Here is an 18,139-nt window from a genome sequence, read left to right on the forward strand (position 1 = left end):
CGCTTGCGCCCTACGTATTACCGCGGCTGCTGGCACGTAGTTAGCCGGCGCTTATTCGAAAGGTACACTCACCCGAAAGCTTGCTCCCAATCAAAAGCGGTTTACAACCCGAAGGCCTTCATCCCGCACGCGGCGTCGCTGCGTCAGGGTTTCCCCCATTGCGCAATATTCCCCACTGCTGCCTCCCGTAGGAGTCTGGGCCGTATCTCAGTCCCAATGTGGCCGTCCGCCCTCTCAGGCCGGCTACCCGTCGAAGCCTAGGTGGGCCGTTACCCCGCCTACAAGCTGATAGGACGCGACCCCATCCCATGCCGCTAAACACTTTCCCAACAAAACATGCGTCAAGTTGGAGCATCCAGCATTACCACCCGTTTCCAGGAGCTATTCTGGAGCATGGGGTAGGTTGGTCACGCATTACTCACCCGTTCGCCACTCTCACCAACCAGCAAGCTGGTCAGATCCCGTTCGACTTGCATGTGTTAAGCACGCCGCCAGCGTTCATCCTGAGCCAGAATCGAACCCTCCACGAAAAAATTCAATGAAGAGCCAAAATAGGCTCCAAAAAAATAAGAAAAAGACGAGATATTCTTTAAGGAAAAAACATCCCACAAAACCTCACCATCATTTAACCATTTCTCAGGCACCCTGCAACCTGCAAGGCTGACAATGAACTGGCAATAATTAACTAAATAAGTAGTACAGACACGCTTTTGAGTTCTCAAACCACCACCACACCAGCCGGCCACAACCCCAACCGAGGAGAACCAGCCGCGCTGAGCAGCAAGAGATAAACTTACACCAAACCAAGATTAAATGCAAACCCAACCAGTAAAACAACCCCAAAACCATTGAAAACAAGCCAAAACACCGGCGTGTCGAAAAACCGCAATCAAACCGACTCAAGCCCGCAATCAATCAGCCTCAAACCGACTCAAACCGACTTGCGCCACAAAATTACGCGACACGCACTTCAACAACCACAAACTAACTAATCACTAACCACAAACTCACAATATCTAATATCTAATAACTAATAACTAATCGCCCGCATCCAGCGCCCAGCGCAAAGCGCACAGCCCAGCACACAGAACAGCAAAAGCACATCCACACCTAACTAATCGCACGCCCAGCACACCAAACATGCTTAACTGCCAAATCGCCCGCATCCAGCAAAAGCACATCCGCGCAATATCCTTTTTCAACTAATCCCAATGGATTACCAGTAACAGCATTCGACTTATCAAATCCAAACGCCTTCGCTGGCGTAAGCGTTGCTGCCTCAATCGCCTCAGGCAATCCAACTCCAAGTTCTCTAACCGCACGCATAACAGCCACCTCTAATATAAGAGTGGAACCAGCAATAGCTCCGTTAGAAACCAAACGAGCATGCCCATCTTTCACAGTCACATCCAAAGCGCCCAACTTATATGCGCCATCAGCACAACCCGTAGCAGCCATAGCATCTGTTACGAAAGCAATACGATGACGAGCAGCGCCAATAATCATCCTTAATACAGGATTATCAACATGGAAACCATCGTTAATTAACTCAATAGTGACTCTACTATCTTCTAAAGCTGCAGGAATCGGCCCAGGCTCACGGTGATGAATCCCATTCATAGCATTAAATACATGGGTCATCAAAGTAGCACCATTATTAAAAGCCTCGCGCGCCAAATCATAATCTGCATCACAATGCCCAACAGCAGGAATCACTCCAGCCGCCACAAAACGCTTAATAGCCTCAATGCCATGCTGCCTTTCGGGAGCAAGGGTAATTTGTCGCAAAGACCCATCAGCAGCCTCTAATAAGCCTTCTACGTGTTCAGGAGTAGGATCTACAAGACATTTAGGATCATGCGCGCCTTTACGAGACAAAGCCAAAAATGGCCCTTCCAAATGTGAACCAAGTATATCTGGGCGATTACTCATAGCTTGCTTTACGTTTCGCAAATTTTCTTGCATAACATCTAAAGGATTAGTAATCAAACTCAAAACTTGGCGAGTAGTTCCATGTAACAGATGGTAAGCTCTAGCAACACGAATTCCATCAATGCCGTCATCAAACGAATGTTCCCAAGCGCCGTGAGCATGAACATCTATATAACCAGGCGTTAGAAAATCACGATTTGCATTAATAACAGAAATAGATTTCGTAGAACTAACTTTGCTTTCCAGCCCGCTAGAGGAAATAAAAGAGGTGAGATCCGTGTCTCGAAAACCTGTTTGCTGAATTACACCATCTACGACAACAATCCACGCATTAGGCACGATGCCGCGAGCATCCACGCGAGTTGCATTCTTTATTATATATGTACGATTTTCACGCGATGCGAATAAATCATCAATCTTCTGTGCAGCTTCAGCATAAGTATTTTTTGACATTTCACTCACCTAGCACTTATTAACTTATTAAATTATCAAATTATTTAATTATTAAATTTTAGAACATCAAGTTAAATATTAGGTTGTTAGATTGTTAGATTATTATCAGATTCCTTGCCATGAAGGCTTATTTGCATACACAAATTTATAATAATCAACCAATTTAAGATGACTTGCTGCAGCTTCATCAACAATCACAGTAGCGTGAGGATGCATTTGAAGCGCTGAAGCAGGGCATAACGAACTAACGCCACCTTCAAGAGTGGCAGCCACCGCATCTGCCTTATTTTCGCCAAAAGCAAGAAGCACAAGATGGCGAGCGCGAAGAATCGTACCAATACCTTGAGTAATGCAATGAGTAGGAACTTTACTCATATCGCCATCAAAGAAGCGGCAATTATCAACGCGAGTTTGCTCTGTTAAAGTCTTAACGCGAGTTCCAGAAGCCAACGACGAACCTGGCTCATTAAAACCAACATGACCATCCGAACCAATACCAAGAATTTGCACATCAATACCGCCAGCTGCTTCAATAGCGGCATCATATTCTACACCAGCTCGCGCAATCTTTTCGCCAGCACTAAGCGGAGCGCCATTAAGCACATCACCTGGAACATGCACTAAATCAGGATTTAATCCAATTAAATCTGTAACTGTTCTTCGAATTGTACTGTGATACGACTGCTCATGTTCAAGAGGCAAACCTATATATTCGTCAAGAGCGAATCCTTGAACCTTACTCACATCAACATTTTCAGCTTTAACCAGATTTGCCAAATGTTCATATGCTTTCAATGGGCTAGACCCAGTTGCCAATCCAAGTACAGCATTAGGTTTGCGTTCGATAAGCGAAACAACACTTTTAGCGTACAGCTCTCCAGCTTCATCTTGATTTTTCACGATAATTACTTCAGCCATCATTGCCTCCTTCAAAGCGCAGATACAAGATTTGCGCAACTCGCACATATTGCGCAAGTACAGTCTTTGTGCTCCTTTTGTACAGTCTTCGTACAAAAACGCTTAACGCATTACTAGCGATAATTCACATTTTATAAAGAAAGCAAATTATCTTGACTATTATTTTGTTTACTTTCTTTACAATTAAAAATACACCAAAACACAGACTTTAACAATGCAAAAAAATACAAAACAATACAAAAATTTCAAGTAACAAGTAGAACTTTTAATACAACTTAAGCGCAACGTACCAAAATATGCGGCATCTAATCGTTATATCAGCATAAAGAAAAACAAAATCACAGAATCTTGCACATTATTTGCATATTTAACCTATTTTTAAGGCGTAAAAACAAGCCAAAAACATTGATATACCAACGTTTTCTACATGGAGCGGATGACGGGAGTCGAACCCGCCTCTGAAGCTTGGGAAGCTTCCATTCTACCGATGAACTACATCCGCACATAAACACTCAAGCAAGCTCAAGCAAACCATTTAACAATATCATGCATCATGCACCATTTATTATTGCGGCAAGTTTTTATTTAAAAATCCGCCAAAATACGTCCAAAATCCGTCCAAAAACATCAGTACAAAGCGAGACGCGACTTAATATCAAACACTTAAATGAAGCTCATTTTCCATATGCATCAACTTTTCAATTCGATCATCTGATGAAGTATGAACGGAAAAGAAACGAGAAAACATAGTAGAACGCTTTTCATACGGGTCAATAATCATAATTGAAGCCATAATATGCGAGCCTGCGCCAAAATCCATCTTATGCAATTCAGAAACATACGCAATTTTATTCAAAGCAGACGCGAGCGCAGACGGATCACCCATAAGTTTACTTGCATCTTCATCAGCACTAAATTCGCGATTTTTAGATAATACTAATTTTATAAATAAAGCGCCAAGCGAACCAAACACGCAACTTAAACATTTACCAATAATCGTAACAATGCCGAAAGCGTGGAATTTCAAAATATCTCGTAACTTCTCCGCTGTTTTTGACTTTTGTTTATCTGAATTGGATTTAACAACTCCAGCATCGGAAGAATCAGAATCGGAATTATCCACGCTAGAGCTACTCAGACTAGAACTATCCCCACTAGAATTATCCCCACGAGAACTATCTCGTTTATCCCAACGATTTTTGTAAATCCGCGCGTGCGTTTCCCCTACGTACATAAGCCAATATCCGAAATAAGAAACAATCGCAGCCATAAAAGATGCTAGAGCAGATACAAAAATATCATTATTGTATACGTGCATCAACTCATGCGAAACTACGCTATGCAATTCTCGCTCATTCAAAATATTCAAAAGACCACGAGTGCAACACAGCACAGCATGACGCTCGCTACGACCTGTCGCAAACGAATTAGGGCTAGAATAAGGCGCAACATATATAGCTGGCATTGGTTTTTCTAAGCGCGCCGATATCTCTCTAACTACCGAATAAAGCACAGGCTCTTCTTCTTCAGTTACTTCACGCGCATTCATTATTGCGATAACAACTTTTTCAGACAGCCAATACGAAGCAAAATTAATAGCAATGCCAATAAGTATGAACCAAATTAGAAACTCTAACTTTGAACCTAAAATAATCCACAACACAATTAGAGGGATCCACATAATTGCGAAAAGCAATGCAACCCTCATGATATTGCGATATTTCTTACCTTCATTGCTAAACATAATTATTATTTTAACTTACACTACTTGAATTCTACATAACATAAACTGAATATTACTTTAGAAAAATCTGGGAATGCCGAGAAATCCCAGCAATAATCTGAAAAATCCCGGCAATATTCTAAAAAATCCTACAATCTAAAAGATTCAAATAATCCAAAATCTGGTAATCCAAGATTCGATAATCTGAAAAATCCAACGATACCTAAGATTAATTATTTCCTAAAGCAGCAGCGCATAAATCTTCAGCTGAAACAACTTTCTTTCGAGTTCTCTGCTCATTGGCTCCAAGCTCACGCTCATAAGAGTCAACTCGCTTCCAACCAGCGTAATCAATTGGTTTAATGCCTTTTTCTGCTAATAATTTATCTATAGATTTTTCATCGCGATCAGGTGCGATTCGCCCAGCATTGCCAGCCTTAGATAAATCCTCAAGCATATTATTAACAATCAAAAGAGCATCAGATTTTGTAGAGCCGATTAATCCTACCGGCCCACGCTTAGCCCAGCCAGTTGCATACAATCTATCACGAATTTCGCCATTTTCTACAGACGTCACTAAGCGACCATCAATATTTGCAAGCAAAGTACGCTTTTCGTCGTAAGCAATACCTGCAACTTCTGCAGGATGATACCCAATCGCGTGATATACAGCTTGAACGGCATACTCCTCGAACTCTCCAGTACGAGTCATTGTGCCATCCGCGCTTGTTACAGTTCGCTCAACTCGTATTGCTTTCACATGCCCATCTTCTCCAAGAATTTCTACCGGCGCGCAGTTGAAGTGGATAATATAACGTTTGTTGGCTGGATTTCCCTCAAAATCAACGTTTCCGCCATCTTCCATATCTTCAGCCATATCGCGAATAGCGAAAAGCTCCTCAACCATTTGACGAGTTAGCTTATCATTACCAGCTACTTCAATAGTCTCATCATCTAGCTCGAAATCGTCTTCGTTAATAATTATTTGCACACCCTGCAATTTTTCCATTTCACGCAATTCTTGAACAGAGAATTTTGCTTGTGCAACTCCACGACGAATAAATAAATGCAAGGTTTGAGTTTGATTTTTTTGCAATCCCTCATACACATCATCTGGAATATCCGTATTAGCGCGCAAATAATCAGGATCTCGTAAAAGCTCGCGAGCAACATCCATTGCAACGTTTCCGCCGCCAATAACAGCTACTTCTTTAGCTTCAAGTGGCCATTCTCGATTGCTAGTTGGATATCCGTCGTACCATTCCACAAATTTTGCGGCACCATATACTCCAGATAAATCAACACCAGGCACACCTTTAAGTGGACGATCCGCTATAGCTCCAGTCGCAAAAAGAACTTCATCATAGCGCTGTAACATTTCTTCAATATTTATATCTTTGCCAAATTCAACATTTGCATACAAATGAATATTTGGATTATCAAGAGTTTTCTCAAGCGCATCCGCAATAAATTTGATACTTGGATGATCCGGAGCCACTCCGTAACGCACTAATCCGAAAGGCACTGGCAATTTTTCAAAAAGATCAATGCGAGCGCTATTACCTAATCCCAATTCTTCTCCACGCTTAGAAAGCTGGCGTAAGAAAATATCCGAAGAATACACTCCAGCAGGACCTGCACCTATTACAGCAATGCGCAGCTGAGATGTTTCGCGTGAAACATTTTCGTTTAAGTTATTTTTTTCCATTATTATCCCCATATTGAGCTTTATCTACGGCACTTTTCACCGTTTTCGCGCTATTTCGCGCGGCCTACAAGCATAGGTTGCCTCAATCACTCAGCAACGTAACTGTAAAGCATTTATATGTAATTCTTCGCCAAAATAAGTCACGTACAAGCTTGAGCCATTACCGTCTGAAGCTAACTCGTATGCTTTCATAATTAGACTAGCGCATTACTTCGTCTTACAACATGCTCAAACAATAAAACACTTAAATAGATAAAATGCTCAAACGAATATTGTTAAAGGTGCCGTAATGAATATCGTAAAAAATATTGCCAAAAAATCTTGATTCACCTGCGTTCGCGCAATGCTGTTAAAGCCCACATAATAGCAACAACATCAATTGCTTCTTGCATCATTGCGCCAATAACAGCTGGAATAAACCCAAAGGCCGCAAAGAGCATACTTATAATTGCCAATCCAATGCCCATCAATACTGACTGAACCATAACGCGTTTAGTATGCTTTGCTACTCTTATTGCGCTTGCAACAGAAGAAATATCGTTGTTCATAATAACTACCTGTGCGCATTCAGATGCTGCAGTATCCGTACCATCCGTTACCGCTACGCCAATATCGGAGGCGGCAAGAACTGGAGCATCGTTTACACCATCTCCAACCATCATTGTTACAGTTGAATTTTTCTTATTTTTAGACGAGCCATAAATTTCTTTTTTTACGTGCGCTAATTTATCTTGCGGAAGCAAATCTGCATATATTGTGTCAATTCCAACGCTTTTACCAATTGTTGTTGCAGCTTGCAAACTATCTCCGGTAAGAATAGATATTGAGCGCGCACCAAGCATACGCAATGCGTCAATAGTTGATTTCGCGTTATCGCGAGGCACGTCTTTTAACACAATCCGACCAACCAGCACTCCGTCAAAGGAAACGTAGGTTGCCATTTCGTCTGCAGCGAGCGCATCAGGCATAGATTTAACAGCAGTATGCTGATCCGCAATCTGACTCATGCCCTGTTTATTAATATCAGTTTGCTCAGTAACATACTTTCTACGCCCAACTCGCACTAGAACGCCGTCTACAACGCCCTGAATACCCTGTCCAGCAGTTTCTTTCACGCTATGCACTACTGGATACTCACGAACACTAGGCAATTGCGGAGTTGAAGATGGATGCGTGCGATCCCACAAAACTGAACCCGCTTTAGCAATACCACCTGCAAGTATGTGCTGAGAATACGTTTCTAGAACGCCTGCGAGCATCACAATACGATCAGCTTTCTGCGTAGTATCAATTATTTCTACGTTCACAACTTGCGGCTGTTTAACCGTCAACGTGCCAGTTTTGTCGAAAAACACGTCTGTTACGCGGCTTAATTGCTCAAGCACATCCTGACTTTTTACAACAATTCCAAGCTTTGCTAAACGCCCAGTACCAGCCATGCACGCAACTGGCACTGCGATTAACAACGGACACGGAGTTGCCAAGACTAGCACTTGTGCAAATCTAAGAACATCTCCAGAAAAGCCCCAAGCAAAACCGGCGATTAAGAAAGACAGCACAGTAAACGGCACAGATAGCATATCTGCAAAACGAACTACAGCTGCCCTAGAAGACCTAGCTGATTCAACCAACTGCATTATTTTTTGGTATTGAGAGTGTTCAGATAACTTAGTTACGCGCATAATCAACACAACGCCGCCATTTACGCAACCTGAAAGCACTGAAGCTCCTGCAAACACTTCTCTAGGCACAGATTCGCCATTTATTGCGCTTGTGTCTAGAACAGCAGAACCGCTTAAAAGCTCACCGTCAACTGGCACTGTTTCGCCAGGAAGCACAACTATTACATTGCCGATTTTTAGATCTTCAACAGGAACTGTTTTGTATCTTTGTAATTGGCTAGAAGACTTTACATCTTGCAATATTGGGCATTCTTTAGAGTTATTGTTACATTTTTTACACGATTCACAATTAGTAAAATCTTTAGGTTCTTGCAATGCCCCTATCGAAGATTCATTGCTTACTTTTCTAAAATGACTATGATCAAGCAGAGCACATTGCTCACAAGATTCACCGCACACTATTCCAGGAAGTGTCATTAAATGTGCGGTTTGAGGAGATGCGCTTACTAAAAGAGACAAGTTGCGCTGTGCTTTCATATGAGCAAAATCTTCAATTGCATCCCCAGTAAAAACCATTACTACAATCAAATAGCTTGCCCAAAACTCACCAATACAAAGTGTTGCAAGCAATGCAACAAAAGCAAGTAAATCAATGCCCAAAGTTCCATGCAGTAAATGTTTAATCATATTACGCAAAGAAATAACGCTCGTATATAAAACGAGAATAGCAATAATAGTTTTGCCGATACTAAGGCTTATGAAAATACTGCAATTAATTTTTAAGAAATCAAAGATTTGTTGCGAAAAATTAGAAATTTGCTCACAGAAAGTAGTTAATATAGGCAAATTATACGAGTACAAAGCAGCAATAAACGGAAAAGCAAGAATTACGACTGTTAATTGTGGTGCACGACGGCAATATGCTAAAAGTTTACGCATACACTTTCCTTACGCTGATCAGGTTAACTACGCTTAAAACGCTGCTAACACACGATTTCACGCCTTGTTAACCCATTGGGAGCAGATTTGATTTAGCTGCACTCAATACACGGCGTAAAGATTTATATTTAATTTATATTTGTATTTATTTATATTTATTTATATTTAGTAATCATACCAATAGGCCTTGATGAGAAGCATTCTCATAAACTAGCCAGCAAAACCAAACAGCAAACTAATCAGTAAATTAATCAGTAAACTAAAGCAAATTAGCAAACCGACAAAACCAGAAACAGAAACAAAAACAAAAAACAAAAAATCCCAGTCGAAAATCGACCAGGACTTTGTTTGTGGAGCTAAGGAGACTCGAACTCCTGACCCTCTGCTTGCAAAGCAGATGCGCTACCAGCTGCGCCATAGCCCCATTCGGTATTGAATGAAATATTCACTCAATTCCGTGGGCCCGGGAGGACTTGAACCTCCGACCTCATCCTTATCAGGGATGCGCTCTAACCACCTGAGCTACGGGCCCGCTGTATGTTCGAAAACACACAAGTAGATAGATTAGCACAGGAAAAAGAAAAGTCAAATAATATTAACTATTCTAAAACTTCTTGGCGTGTCGCAATCTATTACTCAAGGTGGCTACGCATAAACCACTGGAACTTTTCAAGCCCTTGCACATGATCCTGAATAATATTCGAGCTAATAACATCCAATTCATCAAGCTCAGAAATAGCCTTACGATCATCAGCAATCATATCGCTGTAATACTCAATTAAAGCTTGCAAATATTCCTTAGTTGACTTACGTCCAGTTAAAGCAAAACGCTTCCACGTACGAGAAGAAATAACGTCATCTGCACGTCCAAGTGGAGATCCACCTAAAGTAGCAATGCGCTCAGCAGTCTCATCAGCTTGAGCTAAAACTTCAGCAACCTGAGGATCAAGCATTTCATGAACCGCAATAAAATCAGAGCCAGTCACATTCCAATGAGCATGCTTAAGTACTAAAGCAGCTTCCTGCTCATGGCTTAAACGATTTTGTAAGATTGCTATAGCTTTCTCACTAGCCGATTCGTCAAGACCTGGAACCATGTGCAACAAAGTCATTTTATCCTCCCGTAATCTTTGTTAGTACAGTTTCTTATATTACCGCTATGCCTCAAGTTGTGCTCTACGACGAACCTCAAGCGTAGCAATACGTCTTCCTTCCACCTCAGTAACAGTCATATCATAGCCGTCCGCATCATGTAACACAGCACCGACCTCACCCATTGCGCCAGTATGAGCTAAGAAGTAGCCTGCAACAGTTTCATACGGACCATCCTCTAACTCAATACCAGTTATATCCGCAAAATCTTCAATAGTCATGCCACCGTCAATCGTCGCAACACCATTAACAAAAGCAGTTGCTTTATTATCATGACCCTGATTTGTTTCCGGCGGCAAATCATACTCATCACGAATATCCCCAACCAGCTCTTCCGTCATATCCTCTAGTGTCACAATGCCATCCGTGCCACCATATTCGTCTATAACAACAGCTAAATGTATTCCACGCTTACGCAACAAAGACAAGCTAGGCAAGAGCTTAGAAGTTCCAGGCAAGCTAATACCCTCGCGAGTTACGTCTGCAACAGTTTTTGCATTAGGATCTCGCACATCCAACAAATCTCGAACATGCACAAAGCCAATAACATCATCGAAATCTTTGCCTGTTACAGGATAACGAGAATACGGAAGCTCACGAATTTTTTCAGCAGCCTCTTTAAGACTTAAAGAACCCTCTAAAAATTCAACGTCAGCGCGCGGACGCATAACCTCAGCAACAATTGTTTCCGAAGCGTCAAAAACATCATCCAAAATAGTGCGTTCATCCTGACTTAAACGCTTATTTGTATTTACGAGTACGCGCAATTCTTCGTCAGAAACTTCGCTTTCCTTCTCATTCGGATCAAATCCCAAAAGCCTTACGAAACCATTAGTATTCTTAGCGATAAGCCAGATTATAGGCTTGCAGATTAAAGAAACAATATCTATAGCAGGAACAACAGCGCGAGCAATTTGCTCAGATCTTTGCATAGCGATACGTTTAGGGACAAGCTCAGAAATAACAATAGAAAAATAAGATATTACAAGCGTTAAAACAATAGTTGTCAAAGGACCTGCAATATGCGCTGGAACACCCCAAGATTTAACTTGAGGCACAATATATGGCGCTATTGCCGATTCACCAAAAGATGCTGAAAGAAAACCAGAAAGAGTTACGCCAATCTGCAAAGTAGACAAAAAAGTATTAGGATCGCGAGCAATACGTGCCACACGAGCACCGCGCGCATCTTGCATCTCCATGCGATCAATTTGCGAAGTGCGCAAATTGACTAGAGCTAATTCTGTAGCGGCAAAAATCGAACCGCATAACAGAAAAATTACAATAAGCACAATGTTAAAAGCCAGCGACATACTTGCTATATTAGTTGACTTCGCTACGATATCAACAATCATACGAAAAATTAATTTTACAATTCCAAAATTCCAATTAAATTCCAATTCGCAAGTTCTAATTAAGCTCACAAATTCCAATTAAATTTCTAAGTTCTATTTTCTAATTAAATTCACAAGTTCTAATTAAATTCACAGAATCACAGAATCACAAACTCTAATTATACTGACGAAACGCAAATCACATAAAGCTAAATAAACTAAAACTAAATAAACTAAAAGCTAAATTACGGCCTATAGAAATATCCGATAGGAGGATCAACTTCAGACATTTTGTAAATTTTCAGAATCACGCCCATACGCTGATTTTCTTGTTTACCGATTTTACCAACGTCAATTCGAGCATGCACACGCACCCATTGATGTTCTTTAATTTGCGAAGAATATTTTTTACTCGAAGCAGCATCAGAAAGTTCGCCGACAAATCCAAACGGAGACATATCGAGAATACAGCAAGACATTAAATGGCGAGCTACATAAAATTGTTTAGAAGTAAGAGAGTTAGATTTACTTATAAAACCATTAACTATTACTTCATAGCCCTTATAGCGCTCCAAATTATGATCAATTTCGTCATACCAAGTTCCAAAATCATCATCAGATATTGTAATAACGCGATTTTTAGAATCCAATCCCTGAGGATTTTTATAATTCTGAAAACTTTTAATAGCTATAGCTCGACCGCCAGCATATTTATCAAATCCAGAATTCATAGAATCTTGATTTTGTAACGGAATTACAATAAGCAAAGCCGGAATAAGTATTGCAACCAATATGCGCAGAGATTCGCTTGGAGATACTTTACATACGCCAAAAATAGCGCAAAAAGCTAATAATACGAGCATTATCGAAGCGAGTATCAAATACATAAAAGCGCGCGGAGTAGTAAGCGTAGTGTAACTTCCACTAAAAGCCGACCATGCTATTACAGCTGAAAGAAAGCACAAAGATGCCGCGAGCAAAATCCTAGAAAATATAGGATTTTTATGAGATTGAATTCCTATATTCCTACTAATTCTCGTCCAGGTTTTGAAAATCGTCCCGGTTTTAAAAATCGAATTCATATCGCTCCACCCCATGCAAAGTGAATAAGCAATGAACCTAATAAGCATAATACTGTAATTGTTAAAGTGATGCGCAAAACAAACTTAGCTTTGCAATCTGAAAGAAGCATAAGAGTGTTTTTAATATCTAACATTGGTCCGAAAATCAAGAAAGCAATCACAGAAGATATAGGCAAAGATGCTGCTAAACTCCTCGCAATAACAGCATCTGAGCTTGAACAAAGTGAGCTGGCGTAGGCAATAAGCATCATCATTGGTATAGATATGAGCACGAATGTCGTATTTAAACGAGAAGCAGGATCGTTACCAAGCCAAGCTCTTATTACTGAGGCGACTATTGTTCCGAATAAAATAATCGGCATTAAATGAACGAAATCTTCATAAACATGATGGAAATAATCTAATAGCTTTAATCCGAATGATAAATGCTTAGAAGACTCAGAGCAATTCTCGCAAGCATCTTTACTATCGCAAGCATTTTCACTATTGCAATTATTTTCGATATCACAAGTATCTTCACTATGAGAACAAGCATCCTTGCAACCGCACGAAAGGCCACTAGCGCCTTCTAAATTCTGCCTTAAAATAAAATTCTGCTTAAGAATCTGGCTTTTTTGTGGAAAAATCACGAAACTTATTCCAGCAAGAAGAGCAATTACAATTCCTAACGCAACGCGAATAACAACAACAGCAGGAGCATCAGAAAACGCGTACCAGGTAGCTAAAACAGATACCGGATTAACAACAGGCACAGCGCAGAGAAAAGTAACAGCTGCAGGCAAAGGCAACTTTTTTGCAATTAAACGAGAAAAAGTTGGAACAATAACACAATCGCAAACAGGCATACAAAATCCGGCTGCGATTGCAACTAAAAATCCGTCAGAAGTGGATTTAGGCATATGCTTTTCCACAAATTGCGCTGTGACAAATGTTTCAACAGCAGCTGAAACTAATACTCCTATAAGAGTAAAAGGGACAGCTTGTAAAAGTAAGCCTGATATTCCGCGAATCGTAGTGCTTATAGTAAACCAAGGAAATCGCGCTTGTAATGCTGGAGCCATAGCAATGAATATCGCAATAATAGGCATGCCAATAATCACATATAAATAATGCGCGGAACCTGTTTTTTGTAAACTCGTTTTTTGTAAACTCGTTTTTTGCGAATCCTGTTTCATACCTAAACCATTTACAAAATCTGTTGCCAAACCTAACACAAAAACTGATACGAAATCTAATACGAAATCTGATACGAAAGCAACTTATTTAGCAGGATAATACTTCAACTAATCCATCACTCATGCGATATCTAGCTCCAACAATCATAAGCTTATCGTTATTTACAGCTTCACGAATAATTTCAGATTTATCACATATCTCCATAAGCATATTAGCAACATGAATACGCTCAATATCGTCAGTTTCCAAAGACTCTTCAACTCCAGCTGCAGCAGCAGGACCTAAAGCGCGAAGCAATATTGAGTCTGAAGATTCAAGCACATCATAAATATCATCCTCTTCATCCAAATCGCTCATCATCTTCTCAACTTGCGGCAAAACCGCTTTAACAGCACCGCAATGCTCATGGCCAAGTACAACAAGAACTTTCACACCCAAATCACTAACGGCATATTCCAAAGATGAAATAATCGCATCATCAACAACTTCCCCAGCACTGCGAACTGAGAAAATATCGCCCAAACCGGCATCAAATACAAATTCTGGAGCCACTCGCGAATCAGCACACGAGAGAACAACCGCTGAAGGATTTTGACCATCAATAAGTGATTTACGAGTTTCAACATCTACTCCAGCATGCTCTGATTTACCTTCTGCAAAACGACGATTACCCGCAAGCATTGCGCTTAAAACCGATGTAGCTAACGTAGAATCATCATTGACAACTTCTTGCATTACAACCCCATTCGTCACTTTTTCTCGAACTTGAATTACAACTCTAATTCGAACTTGAATTACAAGTACATTGTATATTTACCAATACGAATAAAGAAAGATTACATCAATCAACTTTAAAGAAAATACAATTTGAATTTGAATTTGAAAACTTACAATTTGCAATTTGAAAGCAAAAATTTGAAATCCAAAAAATAAAGACTTACAAACCAAAATAAATAAAATAATAAAAAAGAATAAATAATAAAAAAGAAAACCTCCAGTAACAAAAGTTACATGAAGGCTTTCTTCACTAAAATTGCTAAACTTTACAAAAATCATCCAGTATTCTGCAAGCCTGCAGCAACACCAGAAACAGTGCACAAGATAAGGTAGATAAACTCTGCCTGCTGGCTTTCGCTCAATTCTTCCTTATCTACTTTGTTGCGAAGCTTTCGCAAAGCAAGAGACTGAATCACAGACAAAGCATCAACATACGGCGAGCGCACACGAATCGCTTGACCAAGCACGTGACGATGCTGCAAAGGCCACTTATCATCAACTATCTGCAAAACCCACTTACGAGTAAGTTGCATTTCCGAAAGCACTTTATTGCTCAAATCTTCGCGATCGCCGAGGCTTAAGTACATGCGAGCAATACGCTCATCTGTCTTAGCTAACGACATCTCAATATTGTCAATAAAAGTACTAAACAGAGGCCACTCTTCGTAAGCGCGACGCAAAGTTTCCAAATCGCCAAACTTTTCGCAAGCTGTGCCCAAACCGTACCACGCAGCAAGGTTAATGCGAGCCTGCGCCCAAGAGAACACCCATGGAATAGTACGCAAATCATCCAAAGACTTTGCTCCCAAACCGCGCTTTGCAGGGCGAGAACCGATTGGAAGCAAACCAATTTCACTAAGCGGCGTAACTGTAGAGAACCACGGAGTGAAATCATCTGTTTGAAGCAAATCAAGGAAACGCTCATGAGCTGCAACATCAAGCTTTTGTGCCATATCAGCATACTTGTGTGTCATCTCAGTATTTGTTTTCTCAACGCTTGGCGAAGACTGAAGCAAAGTTGCAGCAGCAACAGACTCCAAGTGACGGATTGCCAAAATTGGATTACCGTAACGCGCAAAAATAACCTCGCCCTGTTCAGTTAACTTAAATCGGCAATTTACAGAACCGACTGGCTGAGCAAGAACTGCACGGTTTGCAGGGCCGCCACCACGACCAACAGCGCCACCACGACCATGGAAAAGCGTCAAATCAATATCATGCTTCTTAGCCCACTTAGCTATACGCTCTTGAGCAGAGTGCAAAGCCAAAGTTGCGGAAGTAGGACCGGCATCCTTGGAAGAATCCGAGTAGCCGAGCATAACTTCCATCTTGCGGCCAGTAGACTTAAGACGAGCCTGAACTTCAGGAATCTTAATAATCTCCTCAAGCACGTTCACAGAGTTCTGCAAATCTTCCAACTGCTCAAACAGTGGAATAACGTCGAGAGTTGGCGCATCCTGTGGGTGAGCGAAAGCAAGACGATTTAATTCAAACACGTCACGAACATGCTGAGCAGACTTTGCGAAGGAAATAATATAACGACGAGCAGCACGCATGCCGTTACGCTTCTGAATTGCTCCCAAAGCGCGGAAGGTATCAAGAACTTCACGAGTCATAGGCTGAAGAGGTCCACGTTCACCGTGCAATCCGTGCTCACGAATATCTTCCAAAGCACGAGAATGTACAAGAGAATGCTGACGGAATTCCATTTCAACCATGTGGAATCCAAAGGTTTGCGCTTGCCAAATCAAATCTTGCAAAGGACCGTAAGCTGCGCGAGGATCTCCACCTTCAGCCAAGGAACGCTGAACAATATGCAAATCTTCAATAAAATCTTCGCAAGAATGATACATCAAATCAGTATCGCGACTAATCGTACGATGCAAACGATCGGCCATAACAAGCATTACAGCGCGATGTGGCTCACTCTTAGACACGTCTGAAGCGCTTTCAGTAAGCTGCTCGCTCATTTCGCGCTGACGATTCCAAAGCTCCAACAACTCAACATTTGGAGGCGTTGTGCGCGTTTCCATAGTCAAGCATTTTCCAACTTCACGAGTACGAGCCTCTAAAGCTGCTAACACATGGTTGCTGAATTTACTAGCTACTTGACGGCTTACCTTAGCAGTAACATTCGGGTTTCCATCACGATCTGAGCCAATCCAGCTACCAGGATGGAAGAACGCAGGGCAACGAGGTGGCACGAGACCAGCTTTCTTGCCAAGCAGCCAATCGTCAAATCTGCGATATACAAGCGGAATCGTATCGAATAAAGTAGCGTCGAAAATCTCAAGAATAGTATCTGCTTCTTCAACCGGCGTAGGCTTCTTCAAAGCAATAGGCGATGTACGAAGTAAAGCGTCGATTTCGTTATAAAGACGGCGATAATTTTCACGCTTATCAGATCCGCCTAAACGATGATGCTCACTCAAAAGCTTAGAAATACGACGAATCTTGCCAGCAACAGCTTTACGACGAGCCTCAGTTGGATGCGCTGTGAAAACAGGATGGAACTCTAGCTTTGCCAACAATTCTTTAGCTTCAGCAGGGCTCATTTCAGTTAACAATTTATGATAAGCGCATGTTAATTCATTAACAGGGTCAACTGGATTCGAATCAGCAACATCACATTCACGCTGATGCAATACTGAAACGCGATAATTCTCTTCGCAAAGATTAGCTAAATGGAAGTAAGTTGCAAACGCACGAGCTAAAAGCTGAGTATCGGCCAAATCCATGCCGTTAATTTTTTCAACAGCTTTACTCAAACCATCATCAACAGTTTCTTGCGCATCAACCATCTGCGCAAAATGAGCTGTACTAGCTTCAACTGCATTCAAACGCACTTCGTCGAATACCGCTAATAATTTTTCATCAAATTCACCCAATACATCGCGTAAAATATGCAAGCACAAATCCATATCTTGCTGAAGCGATGCTGGTAATTCACGCTCCTCAGGACCTTTTCGTCCTAATCCAGACGTCACAATAGTGGCGTCTGCTGGAGTTACCTGTTGATTCTTAGTTGTCATCAGACCTCCTTGTGCTGGTTGTCAGGTTGCTCGGTCATCTAACTTCCGCGGCTCCTCCGCGGTTATTTGTTTAGAAGTTGCAAGCCCATAGCCTTGGTACCAGCGAGATACCAAGACAATTGTGAACCGACCATAGGACTGATTTTTTTACAACAAAATACCCACATAAATGGCCTCAATAATACGTTTATAAAAGTAGGCAACAGGGGTGCGTATACTAAAAACTGTGAGTACAGCAGAGAATAGCACTAGTGCTGATAATAGCAATAACAACTCTAAAACAAGCGATAA

At 41.2% G+C, this 18,139-nt stretch carries 11 protein-coding genes, 3 tRNA genes and 1 rRNA gene; all 15 read right to left on the minus strand.

Features of this window, described 5'->3' with window-relative positions; all coding sequences use genetic code 11:
• A 16S ribosomal RNA gene (locus BFS05_RS01800) occupies window positions 1-530 on the minus strand; the annotation flags it as partial.
• A 580-nt stretch (window positions 531-1,110) separates the two neighbouring features.
• The gene (gene nagA, locus BFS05_RS01805) at window positions 1,111-2,385 is read right to left on the minus strand and encodes an N-acetylglucosamine-6-phosphate deacetylase (protein ID WP_103084359.1); all 1,275 of its coding nucleotides are present in this window, start codon (window positions 2,383-2,385) and stop codon (window positions 1,111-1,113) included.
• Between the two features lie 105 nt (window positions 2,386-2,490).
• Entirely contained in the window at window positions 2,491-3,303 is an 813-nt protein-coding gene (gene nagB / locus BFS05_RS01810; protein ID WP_103084360.1) for a glucosamine-6-phosphate deaminase, read from the minus strand.
• A 428-nt stretch (window positions 3,304-3,731) separates the two neighbouring features.
• Window positions 3,732-3,805: transfer RNA gene (locus tag BFS05_RS01815), tRNA-Gly, on the minus strand.
• Between the two features lie 153 nt (window positions 3,806-3,958).
• Window positions 3,959-5,047 carry a M48 family metalloprotease gene (locus BFS05_RS01820; protein WP_103084361.1) on the minus strand — a complete coding sequence of 363 codons (1,089 nt, stop codon included), beginning with the start codon at window positions 5,045-5,047 and terminating at the stop codon, window positions 3,959-3,961.
• Between the two features lie 208 nt (window positions 5,048-5,255).
• A complete protein-coding gene (locus tag BFS05_RS01825) occupies window positions 5,256-6,734 on the minus strand; it encodes an FAD-dependent oxidoreductase (RefSeq protein WP_103084362.1) in 1,479 nt (492 codons plus the stop codon).
• Window positions 6,735-7,060: 326 nt separating this feature from the next.
• The gene (locus tag BFS05_RS01830) at window positions 7,061-9,295 is read right to left on the minus strand and encodes a heavy metal translocating P-type ATPase (RefSeq protein ID WP_103084363.1); all 2,235 of its coding nucleotides are present in this window, start codon (window positions 9,293-9,295) and stop codon (window positions 7,061-7,063) included.
• A 351-nt stretch (window positions 9,296-9,646) separates the two neighbouring features.
• A tRNA-Ala gene (locus BFS05_RS01835) sits at window positions 9,647-9,719 on the minus strand.
• A 34-nt stretch (window positions 9,720-9,753) separates the two neighbouring features.
• Window positions 9,754-9,827: transfer RNA gene (locus BFS05_RS01840), tRNA-Ile, on the minus strand.
• Window positions 9,828-9,927: 100 nt separating this feature from the next.
• The gene (locus BFS05_RS01845) at window positions 9,928-10,407 is read right to left on the minus strand and encodes a Dps family protein (RefSeq protein WP_103084364.1); all 480 of its coding nucleotides are present in this window, start codon (window positions 10,405-10,407) and stop codon (window positions 9,928-9,930) included.
• Between the two features lie 45 nt (window positions 10,408-10,452).
• The gene (locus BFS05_RS01850) at window positions 10,453-11,760 is read right to left on the minus strand and encodes a hemolysin family protein (RefSeq protein ID WP_103084588.1); all 1,308 of its coding nucleotides are present in this window, start codon (window positions 11,758-11,760) and stop codon (window positions 10,453-10,455) included.
• A 266-nt stretch (window positions 11,761-12,026) separates the two neighbouring features.
• A complete protein-coding gene (locus BFS05_RS01855) occupies window positions 12,027-12,863 on the minus strand; it encodes a TIGR03943 family putative permease subunit (protein ID WP_103084365.1) in 837 nt (278 codons plus the stop codon).
• Complete coding sequence (locus tag BFS05_RS01860; RefSeq protein ID WP_103084589.1) at window positions 12,860-14,038, minus strand: permease; 1,179 nt, start codon at window positions 14,036-14,038, stop codon at window positions 12,860-12,862. Before BFS05_RS01860 ends, BFS05_RS01855 begins: the two co-directional genes overlap by 4 nt.
• Window positions 14,039-14,126: 88 nt before the next feature.
• Window positions 14,127-14,774, minus strand: a complete 648-nt coding sequence (locus tag BFS05_RS01865) for a carbonic anhydrase (RefSeq protein WP_103084366.1) — start codon at window positions 14,772-14,774, stop codon at window positions 14,127-14,129.
• A 317-nt stretch (window positions 14,775-15,091) separates the two neighbouring features.
• Entirely contained in the window at window positions 15,092-17,848 is a 2,757-nt protein-coding gene (locus BFS05_RS01875; protein WP_103084368.1) for a phosphoenolpyruvate carboxylase, read from the minus strand.
• Window positions 17,849-18,139 lie beyond the last annotated feature (291 nt).

It is taken from the genome of Gardnerella coleohominis, assembly GCF_002896555.1.
Taxonomy (GTDB): Bacteria; Actinomycetota; Actinomycetes; order Actinomycetales; family Bifidobacteriaceae; genus Bifidobacterium; species Bifidobacterium vaginale_F.